The sequence below is a fragment of the Thiocapsa bogorovii genome (assembly GCF_021228795.1).
GTDB classification, from domain to species: Bacteria; Pseudomonadota; Gammaproteobacteria; order Chromatiales; family Chromatiaceae; genus Thiocapsa; species Thiocapsa bogorovii.
The window spans coordinates 2,237,774-2,259,443 of record NZ_CP089309.1 but is presented as its reverse complement, the minus strand read 5'-3'; the positions used below and the strand labels follow the sequence as shown (position 1 = coordinate 2,259,443).

The window sequence follows — 21,670 nt, the reverse complement described above, 5'->3', positions numbered from 1 at the left end:
CTGACTTCCTCGCCGATAAGTTTTTTCAAAATGTCGCCATGCATGTGAAATATTGGCGCTTGCGATATCAGCGTTCATAGGCTAGAAATTAGCCATGCAGACCGCGCATGGCAATTTGCACCTGGAAATCCAAACCACCCGCAAAAGCCCGGTGGGCATCTTGCGCACCTCCTTTCGCGACAACGGCAAGATGTGCCACACCCAGCATGGGCGCATCACCGGCTGCTCACTGGAGCAACTCCAACTCCTGCAGTTGGCCTTTCGTGAGCGCGTGGTTCCCGTCGATGACCCACAGGCCTTCCGGATTCTCAACAGCCGCGAATACGGCGCCAGTCAGGCCATCCTGGCCATTGCCAAGCAACTGGGTCTGCATCGCATCCTCTACTCGCGCGCCGAACCCTGGGTCAGCGGCGCACTGGCGATGATTGTCGGTCGCTTGGTCTATGCCGGAAGTAAGCTCGCGTTATGCAACCATCATCCCAATACCTGTCTGTGGGAGCTTTGCGGAATCGCTGAGACCCCCGAGGTCGAGGCGCATTGCTACGAGCCAATGGATCGGCTGTTACAGCGCCAGAAGGCGATCCAAAAAGCCCTGGCCGGGCGTCATCTGCGCAATGGGCATGTGATTCTCTACGATATCACCAGTGTCTATTTTGAAGGCGAGTACAAAGACAGCGAACTGGTGGCCTTCGGCTATAACCGCGATGGCAAAAAAAGTCGTGAGCAAGTGGTTGTCGGGCTGATCTGCAATGACCAAGGTTGCCCGGTCGGGGTGGAAGTCTATGCGGGCAACACCAAGGACGAAACCACCGTGGTTGATAAGGTGCATGAGATCAAGCAAGGCTACGGCATCGAGACGATCATCTTCGTCGGTGATCGCGGGATGGTCACCCGCAGCAACATTAACGCGCTGCAAGACGAGGCGGACTTGCAGACCATTGGCGCCCTGACCCATGGCGAGATGATGACCCTGCTGAAGAACAAGGTGATCACCCTCGATCTGTTCGATGAGCGCAATATCCATGAGGTCAGCGATCCTGACGACCCGTCCCGCCGGTATTGCCTGTGCCGCAATCCACAGACCGCTCAGCGCGAGTCGCAGACGCGCCAACGGTTGCTGGATCTCACCACCAAGGCCCTGGGTGAGATCGCCGCCTACAAGCGCGCCGCGACCGTCGAAAAGCTCGGTGCGCGCGTTGGCAAGGTGTTGGCCAAATACAAGATGGGCAAGTTCATCCAATGGGCGATTGAGGCCGATCCGCAACAGGAAACATCGTGCGCGCATCGCCTCACCTGGTCGATTAACGCCGAGAAGGTGGAGCACGAAAAGCGTTTCGATGGGTGCTATGTAATCACCAGCGATGTCGATCAAGCGCAGATGAAAACCTTGGACGTGGTGCGCGCCTATAAGAGCCTGACCTTTGTCGAGCGCGCCTTTCGCAATCTCAAGACCGTGCAGCTGGAAATTCGCCCGGTTTATCACAAGAGCGATGAGCGCATTCGCAGTCACGTCTTTCTCTGTATGCTGGCCTATTACCTGCAATGGCACATGGAGCAGCGCTTAGCGCCGCTCTTTGCCAACGATGGCAAGGGCGAAGACAGACGCTGGACATTCCGCGGGGTGATTGATTGCTTGTCTCAGATCACGCGCAATCGCGTGGCCGTCAACGGTGCTGAGTTCGATCGGAATAGTACCCCAACACCCGAGCAAGCGCAGATAGTGGAGTTCCTGCAAGTCACGATGTAGCCACCCACGTGAAATCCGAAATCGCCCGCCAGCCCAGTAGTGGCGAGGGTTTTCGGCCGGTCTGCAGGGGGAAAATCGGCTTTGAGACGCGGCAGGTAGAGATAGCGCGCGAAGTCCTCGACCAGTTGCTTGACCTCGACATGGTCGCCGCGCCAAAGAGGAATCCGGTCCAGGTCCATCTTCAGGCGGGTGGCGCCGAAGCTGGTCAGGTACAGCTCGTCGGAGCGCAGCTTCTTGCTGGCGCGCACGGCCAGCGCATCCGACACGCTCAAGCGGCTCGCCTCCCAGGTGACGGATGACTGCGGCGTCGACTGGCCCGGCACCAACAGCCATTGATAGGTCTCCGGAATGCGGGCGAGCATGGTGCTCTCGGCAACGCCACGCTGGGTCTCGGCTTGGGTGACCTGGTAGGGCGTCAGATCCAGGTGCGTCCGGTCGGCGAGGATCGACTGCCAGGCGAGGTATTTGCGCGCCGCCTCGTCGAGATCCTGCAGACGGGTCTTGTCCGCGGCCAGGAAGACCAGGGTATTGCGATAGAGACGCGGGCTGTTGCCGCGCGTCTCCAGGATCGCCTTGGCGGCGATCTCGGCGGCGCTGTCGGGCGTCTTGGCGTAGGGCTGAGCGATGCCCAGGACCACCAAGCGTGCATCCAGATCGTCCGGGACATCGGCGCTCGTCTGCGGCATCGGATGGATGCGGGTGAAGGTACCCTTGTCGGTCAGATCCTTGCGCAGACGCTGCTCCAGCTCGTGGGCCACCTTGTCCGGCTCGCGCTTGAGCTGCTCGGCGCGATCCTCGGCGAGCTTGGTGACGGTCGGCTGGGTCGAGTACCAGTAGTGCGGCCCGTCCTGATAGAGGTAGGTCGCGGCGGCCGCCATGCGGCGCAGGGCGTCGCCGAACACCGCCGGGGACTCGCCCGGCATGACGCAGCCGAGCTTCACGCGGCGGTCCTCGATGCCCTTGTGCGCGGCCGCCGTGGTCGGCGCCGAGCCCATGTAGACCGCGCGCGCCACACGCCGGCAGGCCGAGAACTTACCCAGATTCGGCAGCTCGCTGTCGAGCTTGAGCGGCAAGGAGTTCGGCCCGTCGACGTCCTTCTCGATCACCGGGACCCAGTTGTCCGAGAGATAGCGGGTCAGCTCCGACTGCACACGCGCGTCGTCGATGGCCACGTTGGCGGGCAGGATGAGGGGGTTGCGATCCCCCTTCTCCCAGAGGCTGTGGATGAGCGCGGCCATCAGACGCAGCACACCGCGGGTGCGTTGGAATTTCACCAGGGTCGACCAGTCGGTATAGAGCCGGTCGAAGACCTCGGGATGGATCGGATAGGCGGCCTTGAGCCGCTGCTCGTAGTCGGTCTCGCGACACTCCGGCGGAAACTCGGCCTGCTGGGTGCGGTAGAGCTCGGCGAAGGCCCGCGCGGTCACGTCGCGGTCCTTGAAGTGGCCGGGGTCCGAGATCGGCTGGAACAGGCGCCGCCGCACGATCTCGAAACCCTCCTCCGCCGTGGCCGGGCGCCAGGAGGATTCGAGCCGGCCCACGACATTGCGCAGCCGGTCGAGCGCCTCGCGCCCGCGGGTGCCGCCGACCTCCACATCGTCCGAGTGCGAATGGGCCGTGCCCGAGGTATCGGAGGCCGGCAAGCTGACGACCAGCAGACAATTGCGCGCCAGCTTGGCCGATTCGGTGAGCACCTGGGCGAAGCTGAACTGGGTCTCGAAGCCGCCGGCCGGCAGATCGCTCTGATCATGGAGCTGGCGGGCATAGGCGACCCACTCGTCGATCAGGATCAGACAGGGACCGTAGTCGTTGAACAGCTCGCGCAACACGTCGCCGGGGCTGGTCGCGTTCGCATCGTCGGCCGCGACGCGGGCGTACGCCTCCGGGCCGCCCAGTTGCCAGGCCAGCTCGCCCCAGAGGGTGCGCACCACCGTGCCGTCGGGTTTCACCGAGGGGTTGCCGGGCGAGATCTTGTTGCCGACCAACACCACGCGCCGCGCCGTCGGTAGACGGTCGATCCCGGCGGCGGCCATGAGGGCATCGACGCCGGCGAGACCCGCCCCGAGGATGCCCGACACCAGGTGATAGAGCGCCAGCATCGCGTGGGTCTTGCCGCCGCCGAAGTTGGTCCGCAACTGAATCACCGGGTCGCCGTCGCCGGCGATCAACCGACGCAGCGCGCCGATCAGCATCTCGCGCAGGCTCTCGGTGAGGTAGGTCCGACGGAAAAACTCGGCCGGATCGCGGTACTCGGGCGTGCCTTCGCCGAGATGCACCTGCCAGAGGTCGGCGGCGAACTCGGCCTGCTGATAGCGCCCGCTGGCCAGGTCCTCGTGCGACAGAGCTATGCTCGATTCTGGTGTATGAGCGGGGACTGATAGAGCTTGAGCAGGCGGCGCACCGTTGCTGACAATGTGGTTGTCGAGACCCAAAGCAGCAACGAGAGAGGTGCGCCATGAGCGACGATACGAGTACGGGGGCCCGCCGTGCAAGAGGGGATCGGGGCGAGGTGCTGGCCGAGCTGGGCCTGCCGCTGGAGGAGCTGGTGCGCCGCGGGGCGCGCGACATCCTGCAGCGGGCCATCGAGGCGGAGGTGGAGCAGCTGCTCGAGGAGTTTGCCGGGGTGTCGCTGATGGACGGACGCCGGGCGGTGGTGCGCAACGGTTATCTGCCGGCGCGCGAGATCCTCACCACGGTGGGTCCGGTGGAGGTGCAGGTGCCCAAGGTACGCGACCGCTCCGGGGCCGGGGTGAAGTTCAACTCCGCGCTGGCCCCGCCGTACGTGCGCCGCAGTGCCCGGGTCGCCGCGGCGCTGCCGTGGCTCTATCTGAAGGGGATCTCCAGCGGCGACCTCGGGGAGGCGTTGGAGGTGCTGGTGGGAGAGGACGCCAAAGGGCTCTCCGCGGCGGCGCTGGGCCGGCTCAAGGCCGCGTGGGCCGAGGAGTACAAGGACTGGACCCAGCGCAGCCTCGAAGGCCGGCAGTACGCCTACTGGTGGGTCGACGGCATCTACACGACACTGCGCGAGAGCGACGATCCCAAGCTCTGCCTGCTGGTGATCATCGGGGTGCGGCCCGACGGCACCAAGGAGTGGGTCGCCATCGTCGACGGGTTGCGTGAATCCACCGAATCCTGGCTCGATGTGCTGCGCGATCTGAAGGCACGTGGTCTGCAGACGGGTCCGCGCTTGGCCGTCGGCGACGGGGCGCTGGGGTTCTGGGGTGCGCTTGAGCAGGTCTACCCCGAGACCGCGCATCAGCGCTGCTGGTTCCACAAGATGGGCAACGTGCTCAATGCCTTGCCCAGGTCGTTGCAAGGCAAGGCGAAGGCGGATCTGCAGGCGATCTGGATGGCGCCGACCCGCAAGCAGGCCGACCAAGCCTTTAAGCGCTTCATCAACCGCTATGGGGCCAAATATCCCAAGGCCACCGAGAAGCTCGAGAAGGACCGCGAGGCCCTGCTCGCCTTCTTCGCCTTCCCGGCCGAGCACTGGGTGCACCTGCGCACCACCAACCCCATCGAGTCGACCTTCGCCACCGTGCGCCATCGCACCGGCCGGACCAAGAACTGCGTCACCCGCGCGACCTTCCTCGGCCTGGCCTTCAAGATGAGCGAAGAGGCCGCCAAGACCTGGCGGCGCATCCGTGCCCCCGAGAAAGTGGCCGAACTGCTCGGCGGGACACGTTACGAAGACGGGATTCCGGTGTCCGACGACCCACCGGAGACCCAAGAGGAGCAACGGGAAGCCGCCTGATCAAACTCTGGCCCTATGGTCATACACCAGATTTGACAATAGCTCTGCGACATCACCACCTCGCGTCAAGGCTTGAGATTGCCGCTCGCGCCGCTCTCGATGGCGATCCCGGCCGACTTGCGCTTCTCCCCGCGCGCCTGCTCGTCGAAGCGCACCCGCAGCAGCTCCATCTTCGTCTTGTCGACATCCTCGGCCTCGGGAGCCGAGGCGGCGGACAAGAGACGCTCGACGGAGTCCAGCGCACGGTAGGCGTCGTCGCCGGAGAAGGGCTCCTGATGCGCCCAGCGGTTGCGCACGGCGATGATCTCGTTCACCAGGCTGCGCTCGGCCTTGCCGAGGATGTGGCGAAAGACCTCTCCCCATTTGCGATCCATGATCACCAGCATGGCGGCGACGTCCCCGGTGGGATCGCTGTTGCCGGCGTTCAGACGCGTGTCGGACAGGACATCCTTGGCCTCGAAGGCCCAGCCGTCGCCGTATTTGGCCTTCAGCTCGCGCTCGACAAACGGCCCGAGGCCGGCCTTGAGCAGGGTGAGTGATCTGCCGACGCGTTCGTGGTTGGTGATGGCCATATTGCGCTCTACTGTGTCCCTGTGAGTGTCCTGAGCTGCGCCAGCAGTGCGGGGATCTCCGCGGTGACGGCGACCCAAAGAATGTCCGCATCGATGTCGAAGTAGGCATGGATCAATCGATTGCGCATGCCGATGATGGCCTTCCAGGGGATCTCGGGGTGAGCCGTGCGGGTCTCCGCCGAGACCTTGCTCGCCGCCTCTCCGATGATCTCGACCGCGCGCACCAGCGCGAACAGCAGCATGCGATCGGAATCCAGATCCGCACGGGGACGACTCGCGATGAACCCCAGTGCGTCCTCGGCCGCCTCGATCATGTGACCGACGCGAACGCCGTCCTCAGGCTGCATATTGCACCTCGGCCGTGCGCACGACCTCGTCACGGAAGAAATGAGACAGATCCGCCGCCGTGCGCAGATCGACCTTCCGGCCCCCGAGGAGGTCCGACAATTCGATCTCCATGCCGGCAATCCCTAACAAACCGGGGATATGCTCGGGGTCGAACTCGACCAATAAATCAACATCGCTATCCGGACGTGCAGTCCCCTTCAACTGCGATCCGAACAGCGACAGACGGCGAATATGATGTTTCTCGCAGAACCGGGCGAGAAGGGTCTCATCGAGATTTAAGACCTGATGCATGAAACGCACTCCTGTAGCGACTGCAAGCGGTATCCACCGTCACCCGCTCATCGGATCGAGCGGACAACCACGGCCAACCGGTGCGACCCGCAGGTCATGACGACAAGGGGGCATCGAACAGATCTCCGGTACCCCTAGGTGCCGAACTCGATGTCTCCCGCGCCAGTCTGGCGATCTCCGGCCAGCTCTGCACCAGGCCGTTGTAAGCCATGGCCTCGTTCGCGCGTTTCTTGCGCTCGCAGAGGGTGTAGAGGCGATAGAACAGCTCGCGTGCCGTCTCCGATTGGCTGCCGAGCTTGGCGACCAGTGCTGCGGCCGCGATGTCGCCGCCGGAATCAAGCGCCCGTATCAGGTGGTGCACCATCTCCCAGGCGGTGAGACGCTTGTCGGTCGTCGGATGCCAGTCGAGGGGGAACTCGGCGGGTTCCAGCAGGCGCACCTTGCCGGCCTTGGACCGCAGGATGCCGGCATCCGCCAGGCCGGAGACGCTGGTGTTCTTGGACGTGGCGAGCTGCTTGGCAACACCGTACTCGCCCTCGTTGAAGGCCAACTGATCGAACCAGGTCAGGGGCCACGGGTATCCGCGTCGCAATCCCCCTCCTGTTCGGCCAAGTAAATTGAAATTTACCTGGAAATTAATCGATTGGCGGCGCATGCCGACGATCCGCAGTTGACATCGGGGATTATCCGCAGGTGGCTCCCGGTTTATTCTTGGTATAGGTATTTTTGAAACCTAGACTTGTAGCGCAACCCAATCACAAGAGTTGATCATACTTCAACGCGCTTCCTTTGCGCCTTCTCGATGGGATATTTTGCCTTATTGACTATCAACTTTCTTTGTACTGCCTACTCTAGACCGATTTTCCCCCTGCAGACCGGCCGAAAACCCTCGCCACTACTGGGCTGGCGGGCGATTTCGGATTTCACGTGGGTGGCTACATCGTGACTTGCAGGAACTCCACTATCTGCGCTTGCTCGGGTGTTGGGGTACTATTCCGATCGAACTCAGCACCGTTGACGGCCACGCGATTGCGCGTGATCTGAGACAAGCAATCAATCACCCCGCGGAATGTCCAGCGTCTGTCTTCGCCCTTGCCATCGTTGGCAAAGAGCGGCGCTAAGCGCTGCTCCATGTGCCATTGCAGGTAATAGGCCAGCATACAGAGAAAGACGTGACTGCGAATGCGCTCATCGCTCTTGTGATAAACCGGGCGAATTTCCAGCTGCACGGTCTTGAGATTGCGAAAGGCGCGCTCGACAAAGGTCAGGCTCTTATAGGCGCGCACCACGTCCAAGGTTTTCATCTGCGCTTGATCGACATCGCTGGTGATTACATAGCACCCATCGAAACGCTTTTCGTGCTCCACCTTCTCGGCGTTAATCGACCAGGTGAGGCGATGCGCGCACGATGTTTCCTGTTGCGGATCGGCCTCAATCGCCCATTGGATGAACTTGCCCATCTTGTATTTGGCCAACACCTTGCCAACGCGCGCACCGAGCTTTTCGACGGTCGCGGCGCGCTTGTAGGCGGCGATCTCACCCAGGGCCTTGGTGGTGAGATCCAGCAACCGTTGGCGCGTCTGCGACTCGCGCTGAGCGGTCTGTGGATTGCGGCACAGGCAATACCGGCGGGACGGGTCGTCAGGATCGCTGACCTCATGGATATTGCGCTCATCGAACAGATCGAGGGTGATCACCTTGTTCTTCAGCAGGGTCATCATCTCGCCATGGGTCAGGGCGCCAATGGTCTGCAAGTCCGCCTCGTCTTGCAGCGCGTTAATGTTGCTGCGGGTGACCATCCCGCGATCACCGACGAAGATGATCGTCTCGATGCCGTAGCCTTGCTTGATCTCATGCACCTTATCAACCACGGTGGTTTCGTCCTTGGTGTTGCCCGCATAGACTTCCACCCCGACCGGGCAACCTTGGTCATTGCAGATCAGCCCGACAACCACTTGCTCACGACTTTTTTTGCCATCGCGGTTATAGCCGAAGGCCACCAGTTCGCTGTCTTTGTACTCGCCTTCAAAATAGACACTGGTGATATCGTAGAGAATCACATGCCCATTGCGCAGATGACGCCCGGCCAGGGCTTTTGGATCGCCTTCTGGCGCTGTAACAGCCGATCCATTGGCTCGTAGCAATGCGCCTCGACCTCGGGGGTCTCAGCGATTCCGCAAAGCTCCCACAGACAGGTATTGGGATGATGGTTGCATAACGCGAGCTTACTTCCGGCATAGACCAAGCGACCGACAATCATCGCCAGTGCGCCGCTGACCCAGGGTTCGGCGCGCGAGTAGAGGATGCGATGCAGACCCAGTTGCTTGGCAATGGCCAGGATGGCCTGACTGGCGCCGTATTCGCGGCTGTTGAGAATCCGGAAGGCCTGTGGGTCATCGACGGGAACCACGCGCTCACGAAAGGCCAACTGCAGGAGTTGGAGTTGCTCCAGTGAGCAGCCGGTGATGCGCCCATGCTGGGTGTGGCACATCTTGCCGTTGTCGCGAAAGGAGGTGCGCAAGATGCCCACCGGGCTTTTGCGGGTGGTTTGGATTTCCAGGTGCAAATTGCCATGCGCGGTCTGCATGGCTAATTTCTAGCCTATGAACGCTGATATCGCAAGCGCCAATATTTCACATGCATGGCGACATTTTGAAAAAACTTATCGGCGAGGAAGTCAGTAGCCACGCGGCCTAGCGGCGAAAAATGGCCAGATCTGCAGGGGTAAAGTCGGTCTAGATCAACCCCGAGGTCATGCGCCAGATAACCAAGATATATGGCGATGTCCGCCATCTCCGCTGACACTTCGTCTATCTTTTCAGCGATGGTATCCGAAACTCGGCTATCAGCAAACCACTGAACATGCTCCAACAATTCAGCAGCTTCAAGCGAAATGGATATCGGAAGGTTCTTGAACGTGTGGAATTGTCCCAAATCACGGTCCCTCCCGAACCAAGCGCGCCTGCTCAAGATTGGCGGGGAATAATAGTGACAAACAGAGTGTTTCTGGCATGGCGGGATCCCAAGTCCCGACGGTGGCTGCCTGTCGGGCAACTTTCACGAGAAAGCGACGACTTTCGGTTCGTTTACACCATAGGGTGCAGAAGAGTCCGAACACTTCGTGCCCTTCGGTCGCATGACGGACCTGCATGCGGTCCAACCGGCAAACGAGCTGTTTCCACTCTTTTCCAATCGGCTCATGCCTCGATCCAGGCCCGAGCATCGCGACTTCCTGGTTTGGTTGGGACTCGATCCGGGAGACCACGACGCACTGGAGCTTCTGGGCAAAAGCGGCGGCGCGCGGGCGACCGACGCGTTGCAGGTGTTCCCTTGTCCGGAGCCGACCCCCGAGAACACCTACGTCGTGGAGTTTTTCAGTCACGGCATCCGGCATCTGCCTCTGTCGGCGAGGGAGCGCATTGGCGATCTCACGCCGGGCGAATCGCTCTTTCTGCTTCAGGATCTCCAGAACCCGAACGACCCCGGGGCGCTGCTGATGCGCACCGCGGACCCCCTCTCGATCGTCGGCTATTGCCCGCGGTTCTATTCGGCGGAATTCTCGAAGCTCATCGCGTTGGTGGGCCTGGGCAAGGTCAAGGTGACGGTTGCCGGCGTGAACCCGGACGCACCGCTTCAGTTTCGGCTGCGCTGCCGTCTGAGCGCCCCTTGGCCCGCAGGATTCACCGCCTGCTCGGACGAGGCGTTCAAGGCCCTCGGTTAGCCGCCTTCGGGTGCGTGGTGATTCTTGGTGCCTCGGTCCTCGAATGACCGCGGATTGCCCCATCAGCTCGCAGACTCGACTTTGGCCATTTCCGGGCCCCGGCGGAAGCGCCGCGAGGCGCCGGGAGCGACGGTGACAGACCCGATTGATGTGGCGGCAGAGGGCCGCGGACGGTATCGTCCGATGTCGACCAAAACCTCGGACCTGCCTGCGGATGTTCCCTCTGCCTGCCGCGATTGTATCTGTTCTGCAGCCCTTTGCCTGCCTGTTCACCGCGCCGACCCTGGCGCATCTGCACGTCTTGCTGGCGGGAACGCTGCTGGCGCAAGGGCCGCGTACGGTGACGGCGGCGCTGCGGGCGATGGGGCTGAGCACGGAGCGGCGCTTCGAGCGTTACCATCGGGTGCTGAATCGGGCGCGTTGGTCGTCGCGCCAAGGGGCGCGGATTCTGCTGGGGTTGTTGCTCGGGATGTTGCCGGCGCAGGTGCCGATCGTGGTGGCGGTCGACGAGACGCTGGAACGGCGCAAGGGCGCGCGCATTCGAGCGAAGGGGATGTATCGCGATGCGGTGCGCTCGTCACGGAGCAAAGTCGTGACCTGCTTGGGGCTGGAGTGGATCTGCATGGCGTTGTTGGTGGCCGTGCCGTGGAGCACGCGGCCTTGGGCGCTGCCTTTTCTCACCCGCTTGGCACCGTCGAAACGGGCCGACGAGGCGGCCGGGCGGCGCCATCGCACGGTCGTGGAGCTCACCATCGGGATGGTCTGGCTGGTCTCGCGCTGGCTGCAGCAACGCCGCTGGATCCTGCTCGGCGACGGCAGCTACTCCTGCATTCAGCTGGGGTGGGAAGTGCTGGCCGCGCAAGCGACCCTGGTCACGCGCCTGCGCCTGGACGCACGCCTGTTCGCCTGTCCCGAGCCGGTGCCCGCCGGGCGGCGCGGCCCCAAGCCGAAGAAAGGCGGCGTACTGGCCAAGCTCGCCACACGCGAGGAGGCGGCGCGCACCCGAGGCGAGGAGGTCGCGATTCCAATGGTACGGACAGCCCAAAACGCTGCGCCTGCTTAGCGAGGTGTGTCTGTGGCACACCGCGGGATGGCCGCCGTTGCCGATTCGCTGGGTGCTCGTGGTCGATCCCGAGGGCCGGCTGCCGACGCAAGCCTTCTTCACCACCGACCTGAACATGGCGCCGGCCCGCGTCGTGGAGCTGTTCGTCCAGCGCTGGTCGCTCGAGGTCACCTTCGAGGAAGTCCGTCGCCACCTCGGCGTCGAGACCCAGCGCCAGTGGAACGACCTGGCGATCGCACGCACCACGCCGATGCTGATGGCGCTGTTCTCGCTCGTCTGTCTCATGGTCTACCGGTGGCGCGAGCGCTGGGACGCCCTGCCGCGCTCCACGGCCTGGTATCTGAAGTCCCACGCCACCTTCTCCGATTGCCTGGCCCTGGTGCGGCGCACCATCTGGGCCGAGGAGAATTACGCCTACTCACGGTCCGAGGGGGAGATGGTCCTAATTTCGTCCAAGCGACTCGATCGCCTGCTGGAACAGCTCGCGGCGACCGCCTAGATTGGCCAAAGTCGAGGTAGAATCATCGTCCGAGTTTGAGGCGTCATCGATCGAATCCCCGGTGAGATCGGTGTCGGCGAGGTCGATCCAGAGCGGTGTCACGAGCGAGAGTGACCTGAAGTGCGGGTCAGTGGTGACGAACCTGCCGCAGCCATAGTGATTTGCGATCGCGATGTGCACTGCATCCCTCGCATTGAGGCGCTCCGCCTCCCCGATCGAGAGGGCATCGGCGAACACCGACTTGGGTGTTTTCAGGAGAGAATTGGTTTCCAGGATGGCGCCGTAAGCCTTTGCCAATGGGGCTTGCTTCCTTGTGAGGGGACCGATCAACACCTCCAGTCGCACCGCGTCCGATGTGCAAAACACCCAATTATCCAAGGCCAACACCTTCAATACACTAAGGATCCCGGGTTGATACCTGTGGAGCCCCTCGACCACCGTGATCCAGACGCAGGCGTCGACGTAAGCCAGTTTCATGGTGCTTCGCGAAACCGTCTAAGGTCTTCGATGATTTGAAGATGGCTGTGGCGGTGTGTGCCGAGCTGTTCGAGCCCGTCCAAAACCTCGGACAGCTTGCTCCATTGCGGAGAGGCTGCCTGCGCGTCGATTTCTTGAATGCTGACGCGGATCCGCTTGCCGTGATATTGCTTCGGGACCTGAATCGTCACGGTGCCGTCGTCTTCGACATCCACCTCGATGTTCATGCATCGGCTCCTCGATCGGTTCCCCTATGCGGTCAGTATATCGAACTTAGCCATCTGATGGCCGGGACTTGATCCGCGAGACCACGACACGCCCTGCTTTCCAAAAGACCCGGGTGCGCTTGGTATAGAACTTGGCCGTGATCTTTCTCGAGCCCAGCACCCGCGTGTCGCGACTGCCTCCGTCCCCTCCGATGAGGTATGTGCCCTTAACTGCTAAGGCGAGGCGGTGGCCGAGGCTCGCCCGGCTCGGTTCGTCCTTCCAAGTCTGCTTCACTTTGACCGGTTGCACCAGGAATCCTTGTGTCGGCTTCTCTGAGTCCTACGTTATGGCGGGAGTGACCGCTAAAAAGAAACGGCGTTGGACGGCTTGAGGGGGGAGGGCCGATTTGGTGCGCACGGAGCATCTCGCCGCCGACGTGACCCATCACATCAATGTTTTTCGGAGGATCGGATGGAAACCCTTCGCTACAACTATGTCCAGAGAATTCTGCATTGGTTGATTGTCCTGCTGGTTTTGGGTTTGCTTGCTGCGGGGGCCTTGCTGGGTAACCTCGGGTTTGACGGGCTGAAGGATCTGATGGGATTGGAGATGACCAATCAGCTTTACGGATACCACAAGACATTCGGTATTATCGTGCTGGCCCTTATGGTCTTGCGTCTCGCGTTCAAGCGTCTTTTTCGGTCTCCGGCCTATCAGCCCCCTCTGAGCGGACTCGAGCGTGGAGCCAGTCTGACTGTCCATAGTCTCTTCTATGTTGCGCTGATCCTGATGCCTGTTTTCGGCTGGTTGGGCACTGCGGCCGGCGGTTTTCCGGTGCAGTTCTTCAACCTCACTCTGCCCGGCTTGATCCCCGAGAATAAGGCGTTGAGCGAGACGCTGTTCCAGCTTCACGGGATTGTCGGTTGGGTGATTCTCGGTTTGATCCTGATTCACGTTTCTGCCGCGATCTATCATTGGCGGATCAAACGCGACGGTGTGATGAAACGTATGAGCCTATTCTGACGCTCTACGCGAAGCGCGATGTCGATGCATTAGGAGATCGGCCGACGTTCGGGTCGGCTCCTCCTGTCTGCAGCTGAGCGTGCGCCTGCCCGGATCACCGGGGATCCGGTGTCCCGGGTTCTTGTCGCTGTGCTTCTTTTCGCGCTATATTCCCCGGCTTCGCCTTTGAGCAGAGGCGGTTTCCCTTGCGGAGGAACCGCCTTTTTTGTTTTTCGGAGACTGAGCGGGGTCTGCCGCAATGACCGAACCCTTGATGGCCACCTATAAGCGTTTGCCCGTCGCATTTGCGCGCGGCGAGGGCGTTTGGCTTTGGGATACGGAAGGCCGACGCTACCTCGACGCGCTTTCGGGTATCGCCGTGTGCGGGCTCGGGCACGCGCACCCGGCGGTTCGTGATGCGCTCTGCGAGCAGGCGGGCCTGCTGGTGCACACGTCCAATCTGTACCGGATCACCGAGCAGGAGCGCCTCGGCGCCATGTTGACCGAGATGTCCGGGATGGACCGGGTCTTTTTCGGCAACTCCGGTGCGGAGGCCAACGAGGCTGCGATCAAGATCGCGCGCCTCCATGCTCACCGGCGCGGGATCGAGAATCCTGCGATTCTGGTCGCCGAGAACAGCTTCCACGGCCGGACGCTCGCGACCCTTTCGGCGACCGGCAACCGCAAGGTCCAAGCGGGTTTCGAGCCGCTCGTGCAGGGCTTCGTGAGGGTTCCTTACGACGACGTCGAGGCGATCGAGACCGCGGCGGCCAATCGCCCGAACATCGTGGCCATTCTGGTCGAGCCCATCCAGGGCGAGGGCGGGATCCGCATTCCGGCGGCGGATTATGGACAGCGTCTTCGCGCGCTTTGCGATCGGCATGGCTGGCTATTGATCTGCGACGAGATCCAGACCGGGATGGGGCGCACCGGGCGCTGGTTCGGGCATGAGCACGGCGGGACCCTCCCGGACGTGGTGACCTTGGCCAAGGGGCTTGCCAACGGCGTACCGATCGGCGCTTGTCTTGCCCGCGGGGCCGCGGCCGATGTCTTCGGGCCGGGCTCTCATGGCTCGACATTCGGCGGTAATCCACTGGTTTGCCGGACGGCGCGCGCCGTGCTCGAGACAATAGTTGCCGAGGACCTGATCGCGAACGCGGCAGAGCAAGGCACTTACTTGCTCAAAGGTTTCCGCGCGGCCTTGAGCGACATGCCGGGCGTCGTCGAGGTCCGCGGGCGTGGTCTGATGCTGGGGATCGAGCTGGAACGCCCTTGTGCCGACCTGGTCGGGGAGGCGCTTGAGGCCGGTCTCCTGATCAACGTCACGGCGGAGCGCGTCATCCGGCTCCTGCCGCCCCTGATTCTGGCCCGTTCCGAGGCCGACCGACTTCTTGAAGGGCTGACTGCCCTGATCAAGCGCTGGCTGAGCGATGCCTGAGCAACGCTCCGCGGGAGAGACGAAGTTCATGGATGCCGATCCGACGCAGCAGACGCACTGCCGACACTTTCTGTCACTGCTCGATCTGAGTGCCGAGGAGGCACGCGGGTTGATCGCGCGGGCGACCGAGCTCAAGCGGATGTTGAAAGCCGGCGAGGACTATCGGCCGTTTCCGAACCGTACCTTGGCGATGATCTTCGAGAAATCCTCGACCCGCACCCGGGTGTCTTTCGAGGTCGGCATGGTTCAGCTCGGCGGTCACGCCTTGTTCCTTTCTCCGCGCGACACCCAGCTCGGACGCGGCGAGCCGATCGAGGACAGCGCACGGGTGCTGTCACGCATGGTCGATGCCGTCATGATCCGGACCTTCGATCACGACATCGTCGAGCGTTTTGCCGCGAATTCGCGCGTGCCCGTCATCAACGGCCTTACGGACCGTCTGCACCCCTGCCAGTTGCTGGCCGACATGCAGACCTATCATGAGCATCGCGGCGATATCCGCGGTCGACGGGTGACCTGGATCGGCGATGGCAACAACATGTGCCACTCCTTCATGGAGGCCGCGCAGGTGTTCGATTTCGATCTCAGAGTCGCCTGTCCGGAAGGTTTCGAGCCGGATGCCGATCTGCTCGCCGCGGTCCACGGGCGTTGCAGCATCCTGCGCGATCCCGATGAGGCCGCCGAGGGGGCCGATCTCGTCGTCACCGACGTCTGGGCGAGCATGGGGCAAGAAGAGGAGCAGGCGAAGCGCGAGGCCTTGTTCGCGCCCTTCCAAGTCGACGATGCCGTGATGTCGCGGACTGCGCCGGACGCCCTCTTCATGCACTGTCTGCCGGCACACCGGGGCGAGGAAGTCTCCGCCTCCGTGATCGACGGTCCGCGGTCGGTCGTTTGGGACGAGGCCGAGAATCGACTCCACGCCCAAAAGGCGTTGCTGGAGTTTCTCCTTCTGCGGTAGACGTGACAGGCCCACAGCACTGGTGTAGGTTTCCGACTTCCCTGACCGGAGTCGCCATCGACCGCCACGCGGTCACACGACTGCTCACGTCAACCCTGCGCCTGGCCGAGGATGTCCCGTGAGACGACTCGTTCCCCTCTTACTCTGTCTTCTGAGCATCCAGGCCGTGCCGATTCCTTCGGCGCTCGCCGCGACGCGCTATGTCACCGATTCGTTGGAGGTGACTCTGCGCACGGGCGAGTCCAATCGCTATCGCATCATCCGCATGCTGCCGAGCGGCACACCGCTCGAGGTCATCAGCGTCGACGAGGCGACCGAGTATGCGCGGGTCCGTACCGAGGACGGGACGGTCGGTTATGTGCTCGAGCGCGAGCTTCAGGACGAGCCGGCCGCGCGCACTCGTCTCGTCGAGCTCGAAAAACGCTTGGCCGAGCTTCAGGGCGATCCTGACAGCTTGTCGGCGAGGCTCGCTGCCCTTCAAGCAACGTATGACCGCCTCGATACCGACTACCAGGCCCTGCAGCGCGACAAGGTCCGCCTTGAGCAGGAGCTGGCCACGATTCGCCATGCCTCGACCAATATCCTCGACATCACAAGTGATCGCGAGCGTCTGCGCATCCAGGTCAGCGAGCTCACGCGCGAGCGCGCGGATCTCGAGCAAGCCAACCGCGACCTGGGCAACCGTACGAACCAGCGCTGGTTTATGATCGGTGCGGGCGTGATCCTCGTCGGTGTTTTGATCGGGCTCTTTTTGCCGCATCTGACCTTTCGTCGGCGGCGCGGGTCTTGGGGTTCGCTTTGAGCCATGTTCCGCAGTTGACCGCTCCGAGCCTAAGGCGAGGGCCGTATGGAGCGGAGCACTGTGGGTCTGGTCGGAGGTCAAGCCGGCCTGTGCTAGACTCCCGTCGACGGGGAGTCCGTCGATGCGATCCGCATGCCGCCGCGCATCCGGTGCACCGAGCGGTACTCGGGCGGTGATTCGGCCCGGCGGCGAATGACTCACTCGAGCCGCGTTCATCGAACCGGCGACGGCGCTTGATCCGGTCCGCGAGCTATGCTCACAACTCCGAAGGGGTCTTCATGTTAAGAGAGTGGTCCGATATCTACAGCATCGGCATCGAGGAGATCGACCGACAGCATCAAGGCTTCTTCGCCGCGTCGCATCAGCTCTATGAGGCGATCTTGGACCGCGAGGCCAAGACTGGCGTGATCGACGCCGTCGCCTTTATGCGAGCCTATGCCGAGACCCACTTCTCCACTGAAGAAGACTTTATGCGTCGGCACGACTATCCGGACCTCGACGCCCACTTGAGACAGCATGTCGCCTTCATGCGGCGCTTGGATGCGCTGGAAAACGACCTGCGGACCTTCGGTCCCGGTCAGGAGCTCGCGGATCGGGCTTTGGAGATGACGCAGGATTGGTTGATCGACCACATTGCCGACGAGGACGTCCTCTACGCTCTGCATGTGAAGGCGGGCGAGCTCGGCGATCATCCGTCCCGCCATCGGGAACGACCGACGATCGGAGATCGGTAGCTTCGGGGAAGGCCGCAACGGGGTGTTCCAGCCTCGCCGGGAGCGTCTGTCGTTCCCTGCGTTGTCGGGCCAGCCCTGTTTCGATCGAGCTGCCCCGAGGACCCGCGTCTCGAAGACGCGGCGTCCCCGGAGCTGTTTGGGCAACGGGTCAGGATGCCTTATCGACAGTCTCCGAGGCAGCCGCATCCGCGGCCGGCTTCTCGGGGGCGGCCGCTTTCGCCTTGCCCGTGCTGCGACAGTGGCTTGCGACCTCGATTCCGTCTTTTCGTGTATAACCGGCTTGCCAGCGGCAGGCCTCCGTAGTCCCGCATGCCGCCTCTTCTAGGCCCTTGCACGCGGATGCGGCGAAGGCCGGGCCGCTGAGCGCAAAGGTCACGGTAACTGCGGAAAGAGCAAAGGCCGAGAGAGAGCGAATCGTTGTGGGTCGCATGTAGGCAGATCCTCGTTTGCGGTTTGGTGAAGGCACGCTACGAATGTAAACGTATCGTGCTCGTGAACGATAGAACCAAAACGTACACAAATCAAGGATACTTGTTCGAAGGCGCTTCTAGCCCGGATGTTTCATAAACCGACACAGCCGACACTGGCCTCGCGGATTTGCGCGGCGCTGGGCGTCACCGAGGGCGATGACCGGGACGCCGCGGGGGTTGAATGGTGGAAATACCGAGCGGCAACGGGCTTGATCAACGGGGCACGAGTAGTTTTGTCGCCGCGCAGGCGTACGATGCCCTGCCCGAGGTGGGCATAGTCGTCGTGCGCGTGCTGAAATCCCCGTGCGGGGATGTATGTGCGTCTAGGCGGGCGCCGCCCGGGGCTGCGCGTTGAAGAGCCTCTCGGTGACCTGCTGCAACAGCGTCTTGACCGGACAGCTCGAGGGCAGGTGCAGGCGCACGCGGTCTTTGTACTGCACCACGCGCACGGCGAGCTTGAACAGTTTGATGATCACGGTGGCAGGCTGGGCGTTGGCCAGTTCCGTGCCGACGAGGACCTCGGTGCGCAGCGTTTGGTGCAAGACGTAAGCGGCGCAGGAGAAGAACAAGCGCATCTGATTGGCCAAGAAGGTGCTGTCGGAAGTGCGATCGCTGGCCAGATCGTTCTTGATCATTTTGATGAAGTTCTCGTCCTGGCCGCGCGCGCAGTACAGATCGCGGTAGACGCACTCGGGACTGGGCAAGTCCAAGGAGGTGACGACGAAGCGGAGGTTGTCGCCGCGCGCCGTCACCTCGACTTTGAGGATGGTCCGACACGCGCCGGGCCAGGAACCGGCACGGTAGTCAACCTCGTGGTAGGTGCGGGTCCGCTCGGGTACGTCGGCGTCGGCGCGCCGGGCGTTCTCGATGCGCAGCGCATGGAGCTTGCGGGCGTCGGCCAAGAACGGCTCGGCCCGTGGCGTGAGAGCCCGGTTACCCGCCAGGCCGAAGATGAAATCCGTCAACGGATCGGCCATCGCCAAGGCCATCAACTCGGGGTTGGAGAAGTGTCCGTCGCCGCGCAGGATGATGCGTGTGCGTGGCCACGCGGCCCGCAGCCGCTTGAGCACGCGCTTGAGGATCATCGCGTTCTCGGCGCCGGTGGGGCGCTTGCCGGGACGCAGCACCGCGGTGATGAACTTCCCCGAGAGGCCCTCGAAGAGAAACAGCGGCAAGTAGCAATGGTTGCCGTAGTGATGATTGTAGAACGCGAACTCCTGCTGGCCATGGGTGGCGTCTTCGGAGTGGTCCATATCGAGCACGATCACCTGCGGCGCCTTCGGGTAGCTGGCGATGAAGGCCTCGACGAAGGCCTGCGCCATGCGGTAGAGGTCGCGCGCGCCGACCCCATTCTCCAAACGCGAGAAGGTCGGCCCGCTGGCCAGGTCCGTCGTCGCATCCAGCGGCTTGCGCTCCAGCCCCAGCTTGAACAGCGCATCACGGCGCAGCGCATTGGCGTCGTTGCCGTCTTCGTAAGCACAGGCGATCTGGTAGACCCGTTGCGCGATCAGCTCACGCATCGGATGGGTGGTGTAGGACGGATGGCGCCAATCATCGATCGCTGCGCTCAACCGCTCGGTCAGGCCGATCTGCCGATCAACCCCGCGCAGAATCATGGGGCCAAAGTCAGACGACATGGCGCCGCCGTCGAAGTCGCCGCGGACCGTGAAACCGGCGACCGGGGGAAAACGCAGCTGTTCCGGGGTAGACTCGGGCATGGGCGACCTCGTTTAGCTTCTTCCGAAGCGTTCTTGGCGGAACAGCCATTTTATCAATGGGTTGAACGAGAGTCGCCCTTTTTTATGAAATATTCGGGCTAGGTTCATCCCAGTCCAAACGGATCCGTCAGGCGGCTGGCTGCCAGGCCCACAGGAAGAAGGTGGTGATCGGCGGTCGCGGAGGGTCGATGGATGCTCGACGCTCTCCAGACGGGCGCGGAGGCGTGCGACGCGGTGCGCGGCGTGCAGACTCGTCGCCGGGCAGCGTTCTTGACTAGCGGAGCAGTGCAGAGATTCCGAGACCGTCCGACATCATTGTCGTTGTCCTGGTCGTATCTATGGTCGATTCCGACAACGACGAGGAACGGTCTCGACACATCTACGGGATCTGGTTTAAGTGCACCAGCGATCGAGCAGCGAGCGGATCCGCGCGATGGCATCAGGAATCGCCGCCTCGACTGCGGGGGTCAGCTGATCACCCCAGCCGACGAAAGCGGGCTCGATGCCGACCAGTGCGCGTTGGAGCGGGAGCGTGTCGGTGAGGCGCGCGATGTCCATCAGGTCGGAGAGGCTGACCTCATGGACGGTCTTGGCATTGACGCTGAGCTGGCGATCCATTGCCGCGTCCTCGAAGACGCGCACACTGCCGGGCGGTTCGCCCATCGTCGCGGCATCGACGACGATCAGGCGGGAACAGTCCCCGATCGGCAGGGCGAGCGTAAAGCTCAAGGTTCCGCCGTCGATGAACACCATGGATGCGTCCGTACCGCTCTCCTGTTCCATTCGACGGACTACCTCGGCGCCGACCGCCTCGTCGGTCATGAGGACATTGCCGAGGCCGAGGATGAGGGTGGTTGGTTGCACGGCGCTGGACCTTATGCCTGTGGTGGGTGATCGGGCGATCGTTTGATCTGAGTCCTTGCAGGTGTCCGCGGCGCGGCTTAGCCTGCAGTGCAATGATCGACTTCCCTTGGGGGCTTGTCCATGTGTCTCGGTATCCCGATGCAGATCCAGTCCGTCGACGGCTTCGTGGCCCGGTGCACGGCGAAGGGGGCGGAGCGCGAGGTCAATCTCTTCATGCTCCAGGACGAGACGATCGGCGTCGGCGACTATGTGGTGGTCCACCTGGGCCACGCGATCAGTCGCATGAGCGAGGAGGAGGCGGCCGCGGCCTGGGAGATCTATGACGCCATTTTGGCGGCGCAGGACGGCGGACGGCTCGAGGTTTGATCCGGCGGGCAGCGATGCCCGAGCGGGCAACCCCGTCCGCCGCTCAGACTCCTCAGACTCAGCCCGGGAATGCCTCGGTCAGCGCGTACTGATGTTCCACCTCGGAGGTCTCGGGTGCGTCGTCATCCTCGATCAGGATACAGTTGACGGCCATTCGGGCCTGCATGGCGGCCTTCCATGCGCGGTTTTGCTTTTCGGTCAAGAGCGCATCGGGCGTCAGGGCTGCTGCTGCGGCGGCCGCGACGAAGTGGTCTGCTTGCGCCAGCCAATCGGTGTCCTTGCCGCAGTCGGTGTAGGTCTTGGTTGCGTAGGCCTTGGCGGCCTTGAAGGCGTCTTCCAGCTCCCCGGGGGCGACGTCCTCGCGCATTCCGACGTCGATCGCGCGGTTGACCCGCTCGTCCTTGCTCAGATGAATGACGTGATGAGCGAAGCGGGAGCCTAGAATACGTTGCTGCTGCGGGTCGAGTCCGTTGAGGGCATCACGCAGTGCGCGGTCGTTGTTGATCTTGGGCATCGGGAAGCTCCTCGGCCTGTGAATGGGCCGGCCGGGTGGCCTGCCGGCGCGGCGAAGATCGGCTGGTTTGCCGATCGAAATCGTTCTCGGATCGTCCGGTGCATCCGGCTTGGGTGTCGCGCCGG

Annotated in this window: 24 protein-coding genes; 11 read left to right on the top strand and 13 right to left on the bottom strand. The window is 62.7% G+C overall.

Annotated elements, in window-relative coordinates; genetic code table 11:
- Nucleotides 1-94 precede the first annotated feature (94 nt).
- Nucleotides 95-1,747 (top strand): IS1634 family transposase, encoded by a 1,653-nt coding sequence (locus tag LT988_RS10225; protein ID WP_232410039.1) that lies wholly within the window; start codon nt 95-97, stop codon nt 1,745-1,747.
- Here LT988_RS10225 and LT988_RS10220 read toward each other — a convergent pair.
- Complete coding sequence (locus LT988_RS10220) at nt 1,639-4,023, bottom strand: ATP-binding protein (protein WP_232410038.1); 2,385 nt, start codon at nt 4,021-4,023, stop codon at nt 1,639-1,641. The genes LT988_RS10225 and LT988_RS10220 overlap by 109 nt on opposite strands.
- A 179-nt stretch (nt 4,024-4,202) precedes the next feature.
- On the opposite strand from LT988_RS10220, the gene LT988_RS10215 reads away from it, so the two are divergent.
- A complete protein-coding gene (locus LT988_RS10215) occupies nt 4,203-5,501 on the top strand; it encodes an IS256 family transposase (protein WP_232410037.1) in 1,299 nt (432 codons plus the stop codon).
- A 65-nt stretch (nt 5,502-5,566) separates the two neighbouring features.
- Here the strand turns inward: LT988_RS10215 and LT988_RS10210 are convergent, their stop codons facing one another.
- From LT988_RS10210 to LT988_RS10180, 7 genes are all read right to left on the bottom strand, one after another.
- Nucleotides 5,567-6,073, bottom strand: a complete 507-nt coding sequence (locus tag LT988_RS10210) for a Swt1 family HEPN domain-containing protein (RefSeq protein ID WP_232410036.1) — start codon at nt 6,071-6,073, stop codon at nt 5,567-5,569.
- Nucleotides 6,074-6,081: 8 nt separating this feature from the next.
- Nucleotides 6,082-6,420: a HepT-like ribonuclease domain-containing protein gene (locus tag LT988_RS10205; RefSeq protein WP_232410035.1), complete on the bottom strand. Its 339-nt coding sequence runs from the start codon at nt 6,418-6,420 to the stop codon at nt 6,082-6,084.
- A complete protein-coding gene (locus LT988_RS10200; RefSeq protein ID WP_232410034.1) occupies nt 6,410-6,712 on the bottom strand; it encodes a nucleotidyltransferase family protein in 303 nt (100 codons plus the stop codon). Before LT988_RS10200 ends, LT988_RS10205 begins: the two co-directional genes overlap by 11 nt.
- Before the next feature lie 94 nt (nt 6,713-6,806).
- Nucleotides 6,807-7,304: a hypothetical protein gene (locus tag LT988_RS10195; protein WP_232410033.1), complete on the bottom strand. Its 498-nt coding sequence runs from the start codon at nt 7,302-7,304 to the stop codon at nt 6,807-6,809.
- A 343-nt stretch (nt 7,305-7,647) separates the two neighbouring features.
- Nucleotides 7,648-8,772, bottom strand: coding sequence for an IS1634 family transposase (locus LT988_RS10190; RefSeq protein WP_232407511.1), 1,125 nt, complete (start codon nt 8,770-8,772; stop codon nt 7,648-7,650).
- On the bottom strand, nt 8,769-9,299 hold the full coding sequence (locus LT988_RS10185) for a hypothetical protein (RefSeq protein ID WP_232407510.1): 531 nt from the start codon (nt 9,297-9,299) through the stop codon (nt 8,769-8,771). The genes LT988_RS10190 and LT988_RS10185 overlap by 4 nt, the downstream gene beginning before the upstream one ends.
- Before the next feature lie 14 nt (nt 9,300-9,313).
- Nucleotides 9,314-9,646: a MazG-like family protein gene (locus tag LT988_RS10180; RefSeq protein WP_232410032.1), complete on the bottom strand. Its 333-nt coding sequence runs from the start codon at nt 9,644-9,646 to the stop codon at nt 9,314-9,316.
- Between the two features lie 202 nt (nt 9,647-9,848).
- On the opposite strand from LT988_RS10180, the gene LT988_RS10175 reads away from it, so the two are divergent.
- The 3 genes from LT988_RS10175 (at nt 9,849) to LT988_RS10165 (ending at nt 11,995) form a co-directional block, all read left to right on the top strand.
- Complete coding sequence (locus LT988_RS10175; protein ID WP_232410031.1) at nt 9,849-10,433, top strand: HIRAN domain-containing protein; 585 nt, start codon at nt 9,849-9,851, stop codon at nt 10,431-10,433.
- A 214-nt stretch (nt 10,434-10,647) separates the two neighbouring features.
- Nucleotides 10,648-11,496, top strand: coding sequence for an IS701 family transposase (locus tag LT988_RS10170; protein ID WP_232410030.1), 849 nt, complete (start codon nt 10,648-10,650; stop codon nt 11,494-11,496).
- Between the two features lie 37 nt (nt 11,497-11,533).
- On the top strand, nt 11,534-11,995 hold the full coding sequence (locus LT988_RS10165; protein ID WP_232410029.1) for a hypothetical protein: 462 nt from the start codon (nt 11,534-11,536) through the stop codon (nt 11,993-11,995).
- Here the strand turns inward: LT988_RS10165 and LT988_RS10160 are convergent.
- The gene (locus LT988_RS10160) at nt 11,939-12,472 is read right to left on the bottom strand and encodes a type II toxin-antitoxin system VapC family toxin (RefSeq protein ID WP_232410028.1); all 534 of its coding nucleotides are present in this window, start codon (nt 12,470-12,472) and stop codon (nt 11,939-11,941) included. The two genes, LT988_RS10165 and LT988_RS10160, sit on opposite strands and share 57 nt — an antisense overlap.
- Complete coding sequence (locus LT988_RS10155) at nt 12,469-12,699, bottom strand: hypothetical protein (RefSeq protein WP_232410027.1); 231 nt, start codon at nt 12,697-12,699, stop codon at nt 12,469-12,471. The genes LT988_RS10160 and LT988_RS10155 overlap by 4 nt, the downstream gene beginning before the upstream one ends.
- 451 nt (nt 12,700-13,150) lie before the next feature.
- Here LT988_RS10155 and LT988_RS10150 point away from each other — a divergent pair, with 451 nt between their 5' ends.
- From LT988_RS10150 to LT988_RS10130, 5 genes are all read left to right on the top strand, one after another.
- Nucleotides 13,151-13,702: a cytochrome b gene (locus LT988_RS10150; protein WP_232410026.1), complete on the top strand. Its 552-nt coding sequence runs from the start codon at nt 13,151-13,153 to the stop codon at nt 13,700-13,702.
- A gap of 238 nt (nt 13,703-13,940) precedes the next feature.
- Nucleotides 13,941-15,119: an aspartate aminotransferase family protein gene (locus tag LT988_RS10145; RefSeq protein WP_232410025.1), complete on the top strand. Its 1,179-nt coding sequence runs from the start codon at nt 13,941-13,943 to the stop codon at nt 15,117-15,119.
- Nucleotides 15,120-15,147: 28 nt separating this feature from the next.
- A complete protein-coding gene (gene argF, locus LT988_RS10140; RefSeq protein ID WP_232410024.1) occupies nt 15,148-16,077 on the top strand; it encodes an ornithine carbamoyltransferase in 930 nt (309 codons plus the stop codon).
- A gap of 118 nt (nt 16,078-16,195) precedes the next feature.
- On the top strand, nt 16,196-16,879 hold the full coding sequence (locus LT988_RS10135; RefSeq protein WP_232410023.1) for a TIGR04211 family SH3 domain-containing protein: 684 nt from the start codon (nt 16,196-16,198) through the stop codon (nt 16,877-16,879).
- A gap of 278 nt (nt 16,880-17,157) precedes the next feature.
- On the top strand, nt 17,158-17,613 hold the full coding sequence (locus LT988_RS10130) for a bacteriohemerythrin (RefSeq protein WP_232410022.1): 456 nt from the start codon (nt 17,158-17,160) through the stop codon (nt 17,611-17,613).
- A 793-nt stretch (nt 17,614-18,406) separates the two neighbouring features.
- Here the strand turns inward: LT988_RS10130 and LT988_RS10125 are convergent.
- Entirely contained in the window at nt 18,407-19,801 is a 1,395-nt protein-coding gene (locus LT988_RS10125) for an IS1380-like element ISTro1 family transposase (RefSeq protein WP_076611726.1), read from the bottom strand.
- A gap of 393 nt (nt 19,802-20,194) precedes the next feature.
- Entirely contained in the window at nt 20,195-20,665 is a 471-nt protein-coding gene (locus LT988_RS10120; protein WP_232410021.1) for a HyaD/HybD family hydrogenase maturation endopeptidase, read from the bottom strand.
- A 120-nt stretch (nt 20,666-20,785) separates the two neighbouring features.
- Here LT988_RS10120 and LT988_RS10115 point away from each other — a divergent pair, with 120 nt between their 5' ends.
- Nucleotides 20,786-21,031, top strand: coding sequence for a HypC/HybG/HupF family hydrogenase formation chaperone (locus LT988_RS10115; protein ID WP_232410020.1), 246 nt, complete (start codon nt 20,786-20,788; stop codon nt 21,029-21,031).
- A gap of 58 nt (nt 21,032-21,089) precedes the next feature.
- Here the strand turns inward: LT988_RS10115 and LT988_RS10110 are convergent, their stop codons facing one another.
- The gene (locus LT988_RS10110; RefSeq protein ID WP_232410019.1) at nt 21,090-21,545 is read right to left on the bottom strand and encodes a hypothetical protein; all 456 of its coding nucleotides are present in this window, start codon (nt 21,543-21,545) and stop codon (nt 21,090-21,092) included.
- Nucleotides 21,546-21,670 lie beyond the last annotated feature (125 nt).